At 68.7% G+C, this 13107-nt stretch carries 12 protein-coding genes and 2 pseudogenes; 8 read left to right on the top strand and 6 right to left on the bottom strand.

The window, feature by feature from the left end; genetic code table 11:
* Positions 1–29: 29 nt before the first annotated feature.
* Positions 30–792, bottom strand: a pseudogene (locus tag ACFJI0_RS25085) (sulfite exporter TauE/SafE family protein).
* A 373-nt stretch (positions 793–1165) separates the two neighbouring features.
* On the opposite strand from ACFJI0_RS25085, the gene ACFJI0_RS25080 reads away from it, so the two are divergent.
* Both ACFJI0_RS25080 and ACFJI0_RS25075 read left to right on the top strand, forming a co-directional pair.
* Entirely contained in the window at positions 1166–2434 is a 1269-nt protein-coding gene (locus ACFJI0_RS25080) for an ammonium transporter (protein ID WP_382322771.1), read from the top strand.
* A gap of 17 nt (positions 2435–2451) precedes the next feature.
* Complete coding sequence (locus ACFJI0_RS25075) at positions 2452–2757, top strand: hypothetical protein (RefSeq protein WP_382163301.1); 306 nt, start codon at positions 2452–2454, stop codon at positions 2755–2757.
* Positions 2758–2848: 91 nt separating this feature from the next.
* Here ACFJI0_RS25075 and ACFJI0_RS25070 read toward each other — a convergent pair whose 3' ends face one another.
* Positions 2849–4507: a GMC family oxidoreductase gene (locus ACFJI0_RS25070; protein ID WP_382322770.1), complete on the bottom strand. Its 1659-nt coding sequence runs from the start codon at positions 4505–4507 to the stop codon at positions 2849–2851.
* A 129-nt stretch (positions 4508–4636) separates the two neighbouring features.
* The gene (locus tag ACFJI0_RS25065) at positions 4637–6154 is read right to left on the bottom strand and encodes a CoA-acylating methylmalonate-semialdehyde dehydrogenase (RefSeq protein ID WP_382325831.1); all 1518 of its coding nucleotides are present in this window, start codon (positions 6152–6154) and stop codon (positions 4637–4639) included.
* A 94-nt stretch (positions 6155–6248) separates the two neighbouring features.
* On the opposite strand from ACFJI0_RS25065, the pseudogene ACFJI0_RS25060 reads away from it, so the two are divergent.
* The 5 genes and pseudogenes from ACFJI0_RS25060 to ACFJI0_RS25040 all read left to right on the top strand — a co-directional run.
* Positions 6249–6806, top strand: a pseudogene (locus ACFJI0_RS25060) (LysR family transcriptional regulator); the annotation flags it as partial.
* A gap of 46 nt (positions 6807–6852) precedes the next feature.
* Positions 6853–7218, top strand: coding sequence for a LysR substrate-binding domain-containing protein (locus ACFJI0_RS25055; RefSeq protein WP_382325829.1), 366 nt, complete (start codon positions 6853–6855; stop codon positions 7216–7218).
* Between the two features lie 222 nt (positions 7219–7440).
* A complete protein-coding gene (locus ACFJI0_RS25050) occupies positions 7441–8016 on the top strand; it encodes a PAAR domain-containing protein (protein ID WP_382322769.1) in 576 nt (191 codons plus the stop codon).
* Positions 8017–8020: 4 nt separating this feature from the next.
* Entirely contained in the window at positions 8021–8569 is a 549-nt protein-coding gene (locus ACFJI0_RS25045; RefSeq protein WP_382322768.1) for a hypothetical protein, read from the top strand.
* Positions 8566–8835, top strand: coding sequence for a hypothetical protein (locus tag ACFJI0_RS25040; RefSeq protein WP_382163313.1), 270 nt, complete (start codon positions 8566–8568; stop codon positions 8833–8835). Before ACFJI0_RS25045 ends, ACFJI0_RS25040 begins: the two co-directional genes overlap by 4 nt.
* A 55-nt stretch (positions 8836–8890) precedes the next feature.
* On the opposite strand, the gene ACFJI0_RS25035 is transcribed toward ACFJI0_RS25040, so the two are convergent.
* Positions 8891–9208, bottom strand: coding sequence for an OmpA family protein (locus tag ACFJI0_RS25035; protein WP_382325827.1), 318 nt, complete (start codon positions 9206–9208; stop codon positions 8891–8893).
* 92 nt (positions 9209–9300) lie between these two features.
* Here ACFJI0_RS25035 and ACFJI0_RS25030 point away from each other — a divergent pair, with 92 nt between their 5' ends.
* Entirely contained in the window at positions 9301–9423 is a 123-nt protein-coding gene (locus ACFJI0_RS25030; RefSeq protein WP_382322767.1) for a hypothetical protein, read from the top strand.
* Positions 9424–9988: 565 nt separating this feature from the next.
* On the opposite strand, the gene ACFJI0_RS25025 is transcribed toward ACFJI0_RS25030, so the two are convergent.
* Together ACFJI0_RS25025 and ACFJI0_RS25020 are read right to left on the bottom strand one after the other, a co-directional pair.
* Positions 9989–12727 carry a hypothetical protein gene (locus ACFJI0_RS25025; protein ID WP_382322766.1) on the bottom strand — a complete coding sequence of 913 codons (2739 nt, stop codon included), beginning with the start codon at positions 12725–12727 and terminating at the stop codon, positions 9989–9991.
* Positions 12648–13097 (bottom strand): hypothetical protein, encoded by a 450-nt coding sequence (locus ACFJI0_RS25020; protein ID WP_382322765.1) that lies wholly within the window; start codon positions 13095–13097, stop codon positions 12648–12650. Before ACFJI0_RS25020 ends, ACFJI0_RS25025 begins: the two co-directional genes overlap by 80 nt.
* Between the last annotated feature and the right edge of the window lie 10 nt (positions 13098–13107).

The raw sequence follows: 13107 nt of genomic DNA, 5'->3' as shown, positions 1-13107 counted from the left end.
CGGCATAAGGGCCTCCTTGGAAGTGGGTGTCAGCGTCGGATCCAGGCGTCGTACGTGGTCTTGAGGATCAGCGCGCTCACCACGAAGATGAACACGATGCGCACGAAGCCGCTGCCGTGTTTCAGGGCAAGCCGCGTGCCCAGCAGGCTGCCGACCACGTTGGCGATGGCCGATGGCGAGCACGAAATGCCACCACACATGGCCCTTCCAGGCGAACAGCGCCAGCGCGGCCAGGTTCGTGGCGGTGTTGAGCAGCTTGGCGCTGGCGCTGGCGTGCAGGAAGTCGTAACCCAGCCAGCGCACGAACAGAAAGACGAAGAAGCTGCCCGTTCCAGGGCCGAAGAAGCCGTCATAGAAGCCGATGACGGCACCGAGCAGGCTTGCGGCCAGCATTTCCTGGCGGCCGCTGAAGCGCGGCGTGTGGTGCCGACCCAGCTCCTTGCGCGCCAGGGTGTAGCCCAGCACCAGCAGCAGCACCAGCGGCAGGGCACGGCGCAGGAAGTCGGGCGAGATCACGGTGACCGTCCAGGCCCCCGCCATGGAGCCGGCAAAACCCACCGCCGCCGCCGGCAGCAGCGCATGCCAGGGCATCTCGACCCGGCGCGCGTACTGCAGCGTGGCCGCCGCCGTGCCCCAGACCGAGGCGCCCTTGTTCACACCGAACAGCGTGGCCGGGTGGGTGGTGGGAAACATCGCGAACAGCGCCGGCACCAGGATGAGGCCGCCGCCACCCACGATCGAATCGACAAAACCGGCGAACAGCGACGCCAGCGAGACCAGAAGCAGTTCCATCCCAGGATTGTCGCCGGACGGCTCCGGGCAAAAAAAAGCCGACCCTTGTGGGGTCGGCTCGAGGAATCTGGCATCTCTGGAGGACGCTGAAACCGTTGTTCGAATTGGACTGGGTTGTCTCCTCGGTCCCCCGCGGTCACCAGCGCTGGGCGCTGTTGGCGAGTGCATGCACTGTAGCGGCCCGCACCAGGGCTGTGCATCCGGGCTTTCCCTTGCTTTCTGGCGGTTTGGCACAGGAAATGCAACGGTCTGTTCGTCGTTGGAAGAGAGCCATTCATGCACCAATACCGCTATTTCGTTCGGCGGGGCCTGCTCCTGCCCACCTTGCTCTGCGCAGCTTTTGGCCGCCTCGCAAGGCGAAACCACAGAAGCCGTGACAAAAGTCACGCTCGATGCACCAGGCCTGGTCGCGGCCAGCGCCATCCAGGGGGCCGACACGGCCTGGCTCATGGTCAGCACCGCGCTGGTGCTGCTCATGACGCTGCCGGGCATCGCCCTGTTTTATGGCGGCATGGTGCGCCGCCTGAACGTGATCAACACCATGGCGAGCGTGGTCGGCATCGCCGCCGTGGTCAGCGTGCTGTGGTTCGCGCTGGCCTATTCGCTGGCCTTCACCCCCGGCGGCGCGCTGGGCGGCTTCATCGGCGGTCTCGGCCGCATGGGCTTCTCGGGCATGGACTACCTGGGAACCACCGGCCAGGTGGCGGTGAGCCACATCGCGCAGCACGTGCCGGAATCGGTGTTCGCGATGTTCCAGCTCACCTTCGCCATCATCACCTGCGCGCTGGTGGTGGGCGCGCTGGTCGAGCGCATGCACTTCGGCGCGCTGCTGCTGTTCGCCGGCCTGTGGCTGCTGCTGGTGTACGCGCCGGTCGCGCACTGGGTGTGGGAACCGGGCGGCTGGCTCGCGCAGCTGGGTGCGCTGGATTTCGCCGGCGGCGCGGTGGTGCACATCAACGCCGGCGCGGCCGCCCTGGTCTGCGCTTACGCCCTGGGCCCACGCTCGGGCTACGGGCAGGAGCCCTTCGTGCCGTTCAACCTGGGCCTGACCATGGCCGGCACCGGCCTGCTGTGGGTGGGCTGGTTCGGTTTCAACGCCGGCTCGGCCCTGGCCGCCGACGGCCGCGCGGGCCTGGCCCTGCTGGTCACGCACGTGGCGGCCGCCTCGGGCGCGCTCGCCTGGATGGCCGCCGAGTGGCTGGCGCGCAAGCGCGCCTCGCTGCTGGGCCTGTGTTCGGGCGTGGTCGCCGGGCTGGTGGCGATCACGCCGGCGGCCGGGTTCGTCACGCCGCGCGGCGCCCTCCTCATCGGCCTGGTGGCCGGCGTGGCCTGTTACTGGGGCGCGACCGCGCTCAAGCGCCAGCTGCGCGCGGACGACTCGCTCGATGTGTTCGGCGTGCACGGCGTCGGCGGTCTGGTGGGCGCGCTGCTCACCGGCGTGCTGGCCGACCCGGCCATATCAGGCGTGCAGGCCAGCCTGCTGGCGCAGCTGATCGCCTGCGTGGCGGTGCTGGCCTACAGCCTGGTGATGACGGCGGTCGTGCTGTGGATCACCTCGCGCTTCACCACCTTGCGCGTGCGCGAGGGCGTGGAGCGCGCCGGGCTGGATGTGTCCCTGCACAACGAACAGCTCGGCCACTGAGCAGCGGCACCCCCCCCATGAGCACCGCGCCCGACCCCTTCGCCATCGCCGCCCACCTGCACGTGCTGCTGCGGCGCAAGACCGGCCGGGTGACGGACACGGAGTGGATGGCGACCAACGCCGACTACGCGCGCGAGATCGTGCGCCATGCGCGCGAAAAAGCCGCGAGCGACGGGCACGAGGAGCTGCTGCCCTGGGCCGAGAAGCTGGAGGCGGCCATTCCCGCCATGGGCGTGCCGCCGCGCAAGACCCTGCTCGACGTCGCCACCGAGGCGCTGCGCGGCAAAGGTGACGGAAACCAGTACGTCGGCCGGTTGAGGTAATCGCATCCAGAGACACCGAGGGTCCGGCTCCGCCGGCCCCAGGGGTCGTCCCCCCTCTCAGGGGGGAAGCCGCGTCAGCGGCGCAGGGGGGTCACTCTCCTGCCACGATCCAGGTCGCGGCCTTCTCCGCGATCATGAGCGTGGGGCTGTTGGTGTTGCCGCTGGTGATGGTGGGCATCACGCCCGCGTCCACCACGCGCAGCCCGGCCACGCCGCGCACGCGCAGGTGGCTGTCGACGACGGCCATGGGGTCGTCGGCGCGGCCCATTTTGGTGGTGCCCACCGGGTGGAAGATGGTGGTGGCGATGTCGCCGGCCAGGCGCGCGAGCTCCTCGTCGGTCTGGTACTGCAGGCCGGGCTTGAACTCCTCGGGCTGGTACTTGGCCAGCGCCGGTTGCGCGACGATCCTGCGCGTTACGCGCAGGCTGTCGGCCGCGACCTGCCGGTCTTCGGCCGTGCTCAGGTAGTTCGGCGCGATCAGTGGCGCGTCCTCGAAGTTCGCGCTGCGGATGTTGACCGTGCCCCGGCTCGTGGGGTTGAGGTTGCACACGCTGGCGGTGAACGCCGGGAAGCTGTGCAGCGGCTCGCCGAAGGCATCGAGCGAGAGCGGTTGCACGTGGTATTCGAGGTTGGCGTAGGGCTGGGCCGGGTCGCTGCGCGTGAAGGCGCCCAGCTGCGACGGCGCCATGCTCATCGGCCCGCTGCGCTTGAACAGGTATTCCAGCCCGATGCGCGCCTTGCCCATCCACGAGGAGGACAGCACGTTGAGCGTGGGCGCGCCGTTGACGGTGTAGACCGAGCGGATCTGCAGGTGGTCCTGCAGGTTCGCGCCCACGCCGGGCAGGTCCACCACCACGTCGATGCCGTGCTGGCGCAGCAGCGCGGCCGGGCCGATGCCCGAGAGCTGCAGGATCTGCGGCGAGCCGATGGCGCCGGCGCAGAGCACCACCTCGCTGGTGGCCTCGGCGGTCACGTGCGCCACGCCGTCCCACACCTCCACCCCGGTGCAGCGCAGCTCGCCGTCGGCGCCGCGCTGCGTCACCAGGCGCGTGACCTGCGCGCTGTTCCACAGCTCGAAGTTGGGCCGGCCATAACAGGTCGGGCGCAGGAAGGCGCGCGCGGTGTTCCAGCGCAGGCCCTCCTTCTGGTTCACCTGGAAATAGCCCACGCCTTCGTTGTCGCCGCGGTTGAAGTCGATGCTGTGCGGGATGCCGGCCTGCTGCGCGGCTTCGGCGAACGCGTCGAGCACATCCCAGCGCAGGCGCTGCTTCTCCACCCGCCATTCGCCGCCATGGCCGTGGTACGCGCGGAAGTTCGGGTCGCGCTGGGCGGCGTTCTGCTCGTCGCCCAGGTAGTGGTTCTCGTGGCGCTTGAAATCGGGCAGCGCATTCTCCCAGCGCCAGGCGTCGTCGCCGGTGAGCGCGGCCCACTGGTCGTAGTCGCGCGACTGGCCGCGCATGTAGATCATGCCGTTGATGCTGGAGCTGCCGCCCAGCGTCTTGCCGCGCGGGTAGCGCAGCGCACGGCCGTTGAGCCCGGCCTCGGCCTCGGTCTGGTAGAGCCAGTCGGTGCGCGGGTTGCCGATGCAGTACAGGTAACCCACGGGAATGTGGATCCAGTGGTAGTCGTCCTTGCGGCCGGCCTCGATCAGCAGCACCCGCTTGCTCCGGTCGGCGGACAGCCGGTTGGCCATCAGGCAACCCGCGGTGCCGCCGCCGATCACGATGTAGTCGAAGGTCGTCTCACTCATGCTTGTCCCAATGTTGTTGTCGTTGTGATGTCGCCGGCGAAGATACCAGGGCTGTCAAGGGTCCGGCTCCGCCGGCCCAAGACAGCGTCCCCCCCTCGGGGGGAAGCGCCGAAGGCGCGCAGGGGGAACCTACTTTGCCGTGGGCATGATGAACTCCGCACCTTTCCCGATACTTTCAGGCCAGCGCTGCATGATGGACTTCTGCTTGGTGTAAAAGCGCACGCCCTCCTCGCCGTAGGCGTGCATGTCGCCGAACAGGCTCTTCTTCCAGCCGCCGAAGCCGTGCCAGGCCATGGGCACCGGGATCGGCACGTTGATGCCGACCATGCCGACCTGGATGCGCCGCGCGAACTCGCGCGCCACGTTCCCATCGCGCGTGAAGCAGCTCACCCCGTTGCCGAACTCGTGGTCGTTGATGATCTGCACGGCGTTGGCGAAGTCGGGCACGCGCACGCAGCTGAGCACCGGGCCGAAGATCTCTTCCTTGTAGATCTTCATGTCGGTGGTCACGTGGTCGAACAGCGTGCCGCCCATCCAGAAGCCGTGGTCGCAGCCCTCGCCCGCGTCGCCGCCCTGGAAGCCCCGGCCGTCCACCCGCAGGGTGGCGCCCTCTTTCGCGCCGGCCTCGATGTAGCCCGCGATGCGCGTGTGCGCGGCCGCCGTGACGATGGGCCCCATCTCGGCCGCGAGGTTGGTGCCGTTGAGCACCTTGAGCGCCTGGGTGCGCTCGACCAGCTTGGGCATGATGCGCTCGGCCACGTCGCCCACCAGCACCGCCACGCTGATGGCCATGCAGCGCTCGCCGGCCGAGCCATAGGCCGAGCCGATCAGCGCGTCCACCGCCTGGTCCAGGTCGGCGTCGGGCATCACCACCATGTGGTTCTTCGCGCCGCCCAGGGCCTGCACGCGCTTGCCGTGGTGCGCGCCGGTCTCGTAGATGTAGTTGGCGATCGGCGTGGAGCCGACGAAGCTGATGGCCTTCACGTCCGGGTGCACCAGCAGCGCGTCCACCGCCTCCTTGTCGCCCTGCACCACGTTGAACACGCCATCGGGCAGGCCGGCCTGCTGGAGCAGCTCGGCCATGAACAGCGAGGCCGAGGGGTCGATCGGGCTGGGCTTGAGGATGAAGGTGTTGCCCGCGGCGATCGCCACCGGGAACATCCACATGGGCACCATCACCGGGAAGTTGAACGGCGTGATGCCGGCGACCACGCCCAGCGGCTGGCGCAGGGTCCAGTTGTCCATGCCGGTGGACACCTGGTCGGTGAAGTCGCCCTTGAGCAGCTGCGGGATGCCGCAGGCGAACTCGATGATGTCGATGCCGCGCGAGACCTCGCCCTGCGCGTCGGTGAACACCTTGCCGTGCTCGGCGGTGATCAGGCGGGCCAAGTCGTCCTTGTGCAGGTTCACCAGTTCGAGGAACTTGAACATCACGCGCGCGCGGCGGATCGGTGGCGTGTCGGCCCAGGCGGGAAACGCGGCCTGCGCGGCGGCCACGGCCGCGCCCACGTCGGCCGCGTTCGCCAGCGCGACCTTGCCACTCACCGCGCCGGTGGCGGGGTTGTACACGTCCTGGCGGCGCGGCGAGCTGCCGGCGTTCACGGCGCCGTGGATGAAGTGATCGATGGAATGGGGGGTGGTGGCGATGGCGGTCTCGCGGGAGGGTGTCGAAGGAAAGAGGGCCAGTTTAGGCAGCGGAAAACCCCTCGCCTAGTGGCCGGACCTGAATTGATTGTTTGCCATGATGAACAATAGGGCCATGAATGACAAAAAAGTGGAAGACCTCTGGATGCACCTGCACTGGCTCACGGTGCTGGCGCAGCAGGGCAGCTACACCGCCTCGGCGCAGCGCCTGGGCGTGAGCAAGGCCGCCATGAGCCAGCGCATCAGCGAGCTGGAGCGCGCCGCCGGCCTGCCCCTGGTGCAGCGCACCACGCGCAGCGTGCGCCTGACCGAGGCCGGCCAGCGCCTGGTGGACGGCCTGCGCGACCCGTTCGAGCGCATCGCGCAGAGTTTTTCCAGCGTGCGCGACCTGGCCGACGAACCGGCCGGTCTGGTGCGGGTCACGGCGCCGGTGGCGTTCGCGCGCCAGCAGCTGGTGCCCCGCATCGCGGCCTTCGCGCGCGAGCACCCCAAGGTGCGGCTGGAGCTGGACCTGTCGGACCGCCTGAGTTCGCTGCGCACCGAGGGCTTCGACCTCGCGATCCGCCACACCGCCGCGCCGCCGGACACGCACGTGGCCTGGCCGCTGTGCGCCACGCGCTCGGTGCTGGTGGCGCAGCCGCGACTACCTACGGCGCCACGGGCACCCGGCCGCGCCGCCCGACCTCGCGCAGCACGCCTGCCTGCACTACCCGCGCGCGCAGGACACGCCGGCCTGGCATTTTCTGCCGCCCGAAGGCCGGCGCAAGGCGCCGCGCCAGCGGATCACGGTGCCGGTGTCGGGCCCGTTCTGCGCCAACAACAGCGAGGCCCTGCGCGACGCCGCCATCGCCGGCCTGGGCATCGCGCTGGTGCCGGACTTCAGCGCGCAGGCGGCGCTGCGCTCGGGCCAGCTGGTGGAGGTGCTGGAGGACTGGGCCTCGGTGGGCAGCTTCAGCCCGCAGATCTACGCGATCCGGCCCTACGCCAGCCACGTGCCGCGCGCGGTGTCGGCCTTCGTGGCGTGGCTGCGCGGGGCCTTGGCGGAAGGCTTCGACGCGCGGGCCTGAGCCGGCCTCGTGCGCGCCGATGGCGCCGCGCCAGGTGGTGCTGCGCCGGCTCAAAGGCCCGAGCCGCCCGAGCCGGCTGGTGATGGTGCGCAACGAGCGCCAGATGCAGGACGCCTGGGGCAGCCAAGTGGTGCGCGAGGCCTTGCTGGAACTGCAGACCCTGCAGGCGACCATCCGCAAGAAGATGCCTTGAGTCGGCCAGCGGCCACACAAGACAGTGACATGGATGTTTGGATATATCGTAATTTAAAACTTTTATACTGCATTTCTTCTGAATCATCCAAAAAATGGAACTATATGGCTCAAAGAATGAATCTGCACGGCAAATCCCAATGTGTGCTGGGCGACAAAACCAGCCACGGAGGAGTCGTCATTTCTGGGAGCGAGACCAACTCATGGCACAACATTCCTGTTGTCCGCAAGGGCGACAAGGTCTATTGCCCGAAATGCAAGCCCCACTTCTTTGTGGTTGCAGAAGGACTGGACCAATGCACAGACACGAATGCGGCCCTGCCCATGTCAACCGAGGGGCACTCAACCACCTGCGGTGCGGTGCTGATTGCAGAAAGTGCCCCGATCAGCCTGATGCAAGAGGCATTGCATCTGAACAACAAAACCGGATTTGATGATCTCTACGTACTCAGAGATGCCCAGGGCAATGCCATGAGCAATACCTACTACGGCGTGCGAAAGGGAAACGGTCCCATCGAATTCCACACGACAGACGAAGCCGGACGCACCCAACTTCATCTCACCGGCGAACAAGCCAGGGAGATGAATTTTTACATCGCGGGGTGATCGAATGCCTGAAGAAGTCATTCAGAGCCCGGACGGAGAAGTCCTGCGTTTGATTGCAAGGGTCAAAAGCACGCCACACAGTGACACCTCCATCAAGCCAATCGCAACCGATTCAACGACTGTGGAGATCATCGTCAGCGACGGTCGGATCGTCAGCCGGGGTTCGCAATGGGGCCACGTTGCCATGGAGATCGATGGCATGGTTTACGGCATGTCACACGATGGGTATGACCGGCGGCCCAAAGACGTTTACATCGTCAGAAATTCGTATCGCGACTCGATTGGCGTGGTGTTGCGCGTTTCGCCGGCAGAGCGCGAAAAGATGCGCCGTGAATTTGAGCGAAGGAAGAACCTGGGCCAAGGTTACAACCTGATATCAAACAGCTGTTCGACCAATGTCGCCGATGTTCTCGAAAGCATTGGCATACTGGCTCACGACCCCAGATTTTTCTTTGCCCCCGCGTCGACAGCTGGCGTGGCTCCCAAAGAGTTGCTGACCACCATCAAGAAGTCGAAGCGGGTCGTCAGGATCATCGACTATCCGAAGAGATGAAAGCCATTCTCCTCACCCTTCTCTGCATGACCCTTCTGCCAAGCTGCAAAAAACCCGAGGGAAAGTGGGAAGCGCTTGAAGATGTCAGGGTTTTCAAGGAGGCAGATGAAGCCGATGAGTTGAAGTTCATCGTCGAAAAAGGGGCCATCTGTGAGCTGGGCGGGGAGCGGGTGGTGAAGTCTTTCATGTACAGGGAAATCGCGTGCAACCAGGGCACGGGATGGATCGCCTATGAAGGGGGATACCCCTTCAGGAAGATGGACTGAGCAAACCACTGCGCCCTCATATCCGCAGACATATTCAGAAGCCCGTGGATGTGAATCAGCGCCGAGGCACAGCCGACACCGGCTGCACCCGCCCGCGGATCTCCACCTCCACGCGCCGGTTGTCGCGCAGGCAGGCGATGAGCGCGCTGCGCGCCAGGCCGTCGCTGCAGGTCTTCACCGGCTCGGCGCTGCCCTTGCCTTCCACCGTGAACAGCGCGGCATCGAGCCCGCGCGCCACGAGGTGGTCGCGCACGGCGGTGGCGCGCTGCAGCGAGAGCGGCTGGTTGTGCGCGTCGCTGCCCAGGCGGTCGGTGTGGCCGATCAGCACGATGCGTTCGATGCCTTGCAGGCCCTTGGCGCGATCGGCCAGCACGTCCAGGCGGGCGCGGCCGGCCGCGCCGATGTCGTTCAGGCCCGAGCGGTCGAACTCGAACACCGCGTCGGTGCGCCAGCACCAGGCGTTCGATGATCCGCTCGACCACCACCGGTGCGGGTGCCGGCGCGGGCGCGGCGGCCACGCCCGGGCCGGCGCAGGCGGCCTGGGCGGTCTCCAGGCGCGCGGCCATGGTTTCGGCCATGCCGATGTAGGGGTTGGCGTGGCGCCAGCCGCCTTCGGCGTACTCGTGGCCCATCCACACCAGCTGCACGTCCAGGCACGCGGCCTGGGCCGCCACGCAGGCCGCACCCGCGCCGGTGCGCCCGCGTTCGGCGCGCGCCCACAGGTCTTCGCGCAGGCGCACGGCGCCGCCGATCAGGGGGTTGGTGACCGCCGGCGTGGTGCCCTTCTCCAGCGCCTCCATCAGATTGACCGACTCGGCCAGCGCCTCACCGATCACCGGGCCCCGGTCGTTCTCGTGGTAGTTCTGGCGCGCCATGTCGAGCCAGCACTGCGCCTTGGCCCAGGGGTAGCTGGTCTGGGGCACGCGGCCGTCTTTCTGCAGCGCGGCCAGGCGGTCCTGCACCGATTGCAGGGTGCGGTGGTCGGCGCGCTGCGCCTCGTCGGTGAAGCGCGTGGCTTCGGCGAAGGGCGGCACGGCGCCGGGCGCGCGGTCGGTGGCGCGCGGGTCGGTCACGGCGCAGCCGCTCAGGGCCGCCAGCGCCAGCAGGGACAGAAGAAAGGATTTGGAAGTCATGGCAAGGGCCTCTCAACAGATCAGGGACGGGCGGCCGAAGCCAGCGGGCTCAGGGCGCGGTTGGTGGCGGGATCGCTGCCCCGGAACAGGGTCTCGTCGAACTTGAAGCGCAGCCGCAGGTACACGCCCTTGCGGGTGTAGGCCGCGCCGGTCAGCTCGTCGTCGCGGAAGCCGCGCAGGTTCACGCCGAAGGACAGCCAGAGGTTGGCCTTGACGAGGTAACCCGCTTCGACGCCAAAGGAGTCCTGGCGTGTGTTGCCCTGCGGGCTCCACATCAGGTGGTGCTGCAGGCCCACGTCCCAGCGCTCGGACAGGTCCCAGGTGATGCGGCCCCCGACCAGCCAGGCGGTGTAGTTGGAGCGCATGCCGCCGAGGAAGCGCTCGGACACGCGCTTGCCGGCCAGGCGCCCGGTGAGCCACCAGGGCCGGCTGGGGTGGTAGTCGGCGTGCAGCGAGACCGCGTGCGAGGTGCGGCGGTAGTCCACGCCGGGGTTTTCGTCGTTCTCGGCGCGCAGCTCGTACAGGCCGAGCGCGTTGACGCGGTTGAGGTCGGTCTGGCGGTAGGCCGCGCCGATCTGGAAGCGGTCCTGCCACTGGTCGAAGGCGCCCGCGTGGCGCGCGTTCTGCAGCGAGAGCGTGTTGCGCGCGAGCAAAGACCAGTCGCGGTCGATCTTCACCGTGGTGCCCAGGGTGGAGAGCCAGGCGTCGTGGTTGCGGTCGCGGCGCCACTCCAGGCGGCCGGTGGCGCGCCAGGTCGGGTCGTAGGCCAGGTCGATGCCGCCGGTGAGCGCGGTGGCGGACGAGGCATCGCCCGCGATCGCCTTCTGGTGTTCGACGCTGGCGCTGTAGCGCACGCCCTCGGCCACGCGGAAGGTCTGGCGCAGGCCGATGGCGTTGACCGCGTCCTCGCCCGAGATCGCGTCGCGCAGGCGGTACTCGTTGAAGACTTCGCCGTCGCGGAAGGTCTCGCTGGAGAGGCCTGCCACGAGCGCGGTCTCGCGCCCATCGGTGGCCAGGCCGTTGACACCACCCAGGCCCTTGGACACCTCGGCGCGACCGTAGGCGCGGAACTGCTCGCTCAGTCGGTAGTCGGCGCCGAGCGTGATGCGCTGGCCGCGCGCGTTCTCCACGTCCTGCTCGAGTTCGCCGAGCACGGTGAGGCGGTCGCTCAGCTGGCCTTGCGCGCTCAGCGAGAGCGCGGTGAAGCTGCGCGTCTGGCCCGGCGCGGCGGAGAACAGCGGCGCGTTGATCTGGAAGGGCGTGAAGCCCGAGGTCTGCGGGATGTTCACGCCCCAGGCGGAGGCCGCGTTGGGCACGCCGCCTTCGTCGCGGCCATGGCGCAGGCCCACGCCCACAGTCCACTTGGGCGTGAGGCGGTACTGCACGCCGGCGTAGGCCGTCTCGCGCACCGCTTCCACCGCCTTGTCCTCGGAGCGCATGGCGTCCACGCGCAGCGACCAGTCCTCGTTGATCTGGTAGCTCGCCACCGCGCCGGCCTCGGCGCGCCCGCCGTTGTACGAGGACGAGAGGTTGGAGAACTCGCGGTCGGTCTCGCCGGCCCACAGGCGCGCGTCGAGCCGCTCGCCCTGGTGGCGCACTTCCACGCGCGCGCCGTCGCCCTTGCCCCGCTCGCCCAGGGCCTCGCGGTCGGAGCGCGCCAGCTCCACCAGCGCCCAGCTCTGCTCGCCCAGGCGCAGCGTGGCGTTCACGCCGCTGAGCTTGTAGGGGTCGGACGGGTCCTGCGATTCCACGTGGCTGGCGCCGATCTCGAGCGCGGGCGTGATGCGCCACGAGCCGTCCACGCCACCGAGCCAGTACTTGGGCCCGCCCTGCTCCACCTCGTAGGTGATGCGCACCGACATCGGGTTCATGTTCGCGTCTACCGAGGGCACGGGCGCGCGGAACACCACGCTGCCGGCGAAGGGCTCGAACTCGTAGTCCACGAAGCGCACCATGGGCTCGGCGCGCAGGATGATGGAGGGCTGGTTGCGGTCGCGCGTGAGGATCTCGACCTTCTCGGAGCCCGAGATGCCCTCGCTGCTGGAGAGCCGGTAGGGGCCGGAGACGCCGCGCGCGGGCTGTTCGTCCACCACCTGCGCGACGTTGTCGCGCACCACCCAGGCGTTGGCCTCGAAGGTCTCGCCCTCGTGGTGCAGCTGCAGGCCGGAGACCGAGCGGTTGAGGCGGCTGAGCTCGCGCGCGGGCCCGCCGGTGCCGGTGTTGAAGTCGCCGAACAGCACGAAGGAGCGGCCCTGGTCGACCCGCACGTACAGGCGCTGGCGCGACTGCGCGTCGAAGCCGCGCAGCGAGGAGTCGCCGTAGATCGGGTAGTACTGGTCGGGCTGGATGTCGCGGAACAGCCGGCCCCGGCTTTCCTTCTCGGAGTCGTAGGCCAGGGTGAGCAGGGTCTCGCCTTTCACCACGCCCTTGAGGAAGAACGCGGTGCGCGCGCCGAGCGAGCCCTTGCCGTTGTCGAAGCCGTTGGCGTGGCGCTGGATCTCGAGCTCGAAGCCGTCGTTCTCGCGCGCCGGGCTGACCTGCGAGGCCTTGAGGCGGCTGAGGTCGAGCGTGCCTTCGATGACGCCGACGGCGATCATGGGCCGGCGCTCGGTCACCATGCCCACGCGCCCGTGCACCACCACGTTGCCGGACTGCACCTGCAGCTCGGCATCGCCCGGCTCATAGGACGCGACGAGCTCGACCACGGCCTCGCCCCCGCGCACCGTGAGGCGCAGGTTCTGGCGCGGCGGTTCGTCCACGGCGGCATCGGGCAGGCGCACGCGCCCCCGGGTGGTGGCGCACGGTCACGTCGATGGGCGTGGTCACCTTCTGGCCGTCGCGGTCGAACAGGCGCAGGGTGAGCAGCACGACCGAGCGGCCGTCGGCGGCGACCTGGTCCTGCGCGGCCTCGAGCACCAGCTGGCCGTGGTCGGCCAGGCTGGTGGCGCGCCAGTTCGCGGCCAGCGGCAGCGCGGTGGTGGGCGCGGGCAGCGCGGTCTCACCCGGGCCCCGGGCCGGGTCGCTGCCCGGGGCCAGGGGCGTGAAACGCGGGGCCAGGGGCGCGGTGGTCTGCGCGAGCGCCAGGCCCAGGGGCAGGAGCAGCACGGCCGAGGTCAGAGCGGATCGCATGGGAAGACGG

Source organism: Hydrogenophaga sp. UC242_53, assembly GCF_042696965.1.
Classification (GTDB): domain Bacteria; phylum Pseudomonadota; class Gammaproteobacteria; order Burkholderiales; family Burkholderiaceae_C; genus Hydrogenophaga.
Note: the sequence above shows the minus strand (reverse complement) of the source record. Positions and strands in the feature narration are given on the sequence as shown.

Coding starts and splice junctions, on each gene's coding strand:
- ACFJI0_RS25040 (WP_382163313.1), top strand. CDS start 8,566: ATGAAAGCCATTCTCCTCACCCTTCTCTGCATGACCCTTCTGCCAAGC.
- ACFJI0_RS25075 (WP_382163301.1), top strand. CDS start 2,452: ATGAGCACCGCGCCCGACCCCTTCGCCATCGCCGCCCACCTGCACGTG.
- ACFJI0_RS25020 (WP_382322765.1), bottom strand. CDS start 13,097: ATGCGATCCGCTCTGACCTCGGCCGTGCTGCTCCTGCCCCTGGGCCTG.
- ACFJI0_RS25070 (WP_382322770.1), bottom strand. CDS start 4,507: ATGAGTGAGACGACCTTCGACTACATCGTGATCGGCGGCGGCACCGCG.
- ACFJI0_RS25045 (WP_382322768.1), top strand. CDS start 8,021: ATGCCTGAAGAAGTCATTCAGAGCCCGGACGGAGAAGTCCTGCGTTTG.
- ACFJI0_RS25030 (WP_382322767.1), top strand. CDS start 9,301: ATGATCCGCTCGACCACCACCGGTGCGGGTGCCGGCGCGGGCGCGGCG.
- ACFJI0_RS25050 (WP_382322769.1), top strand. CDS start 7,441: ATGGATGTTTGGATATATCGTAATTTAAAACTTTTATACTGCATTTCT.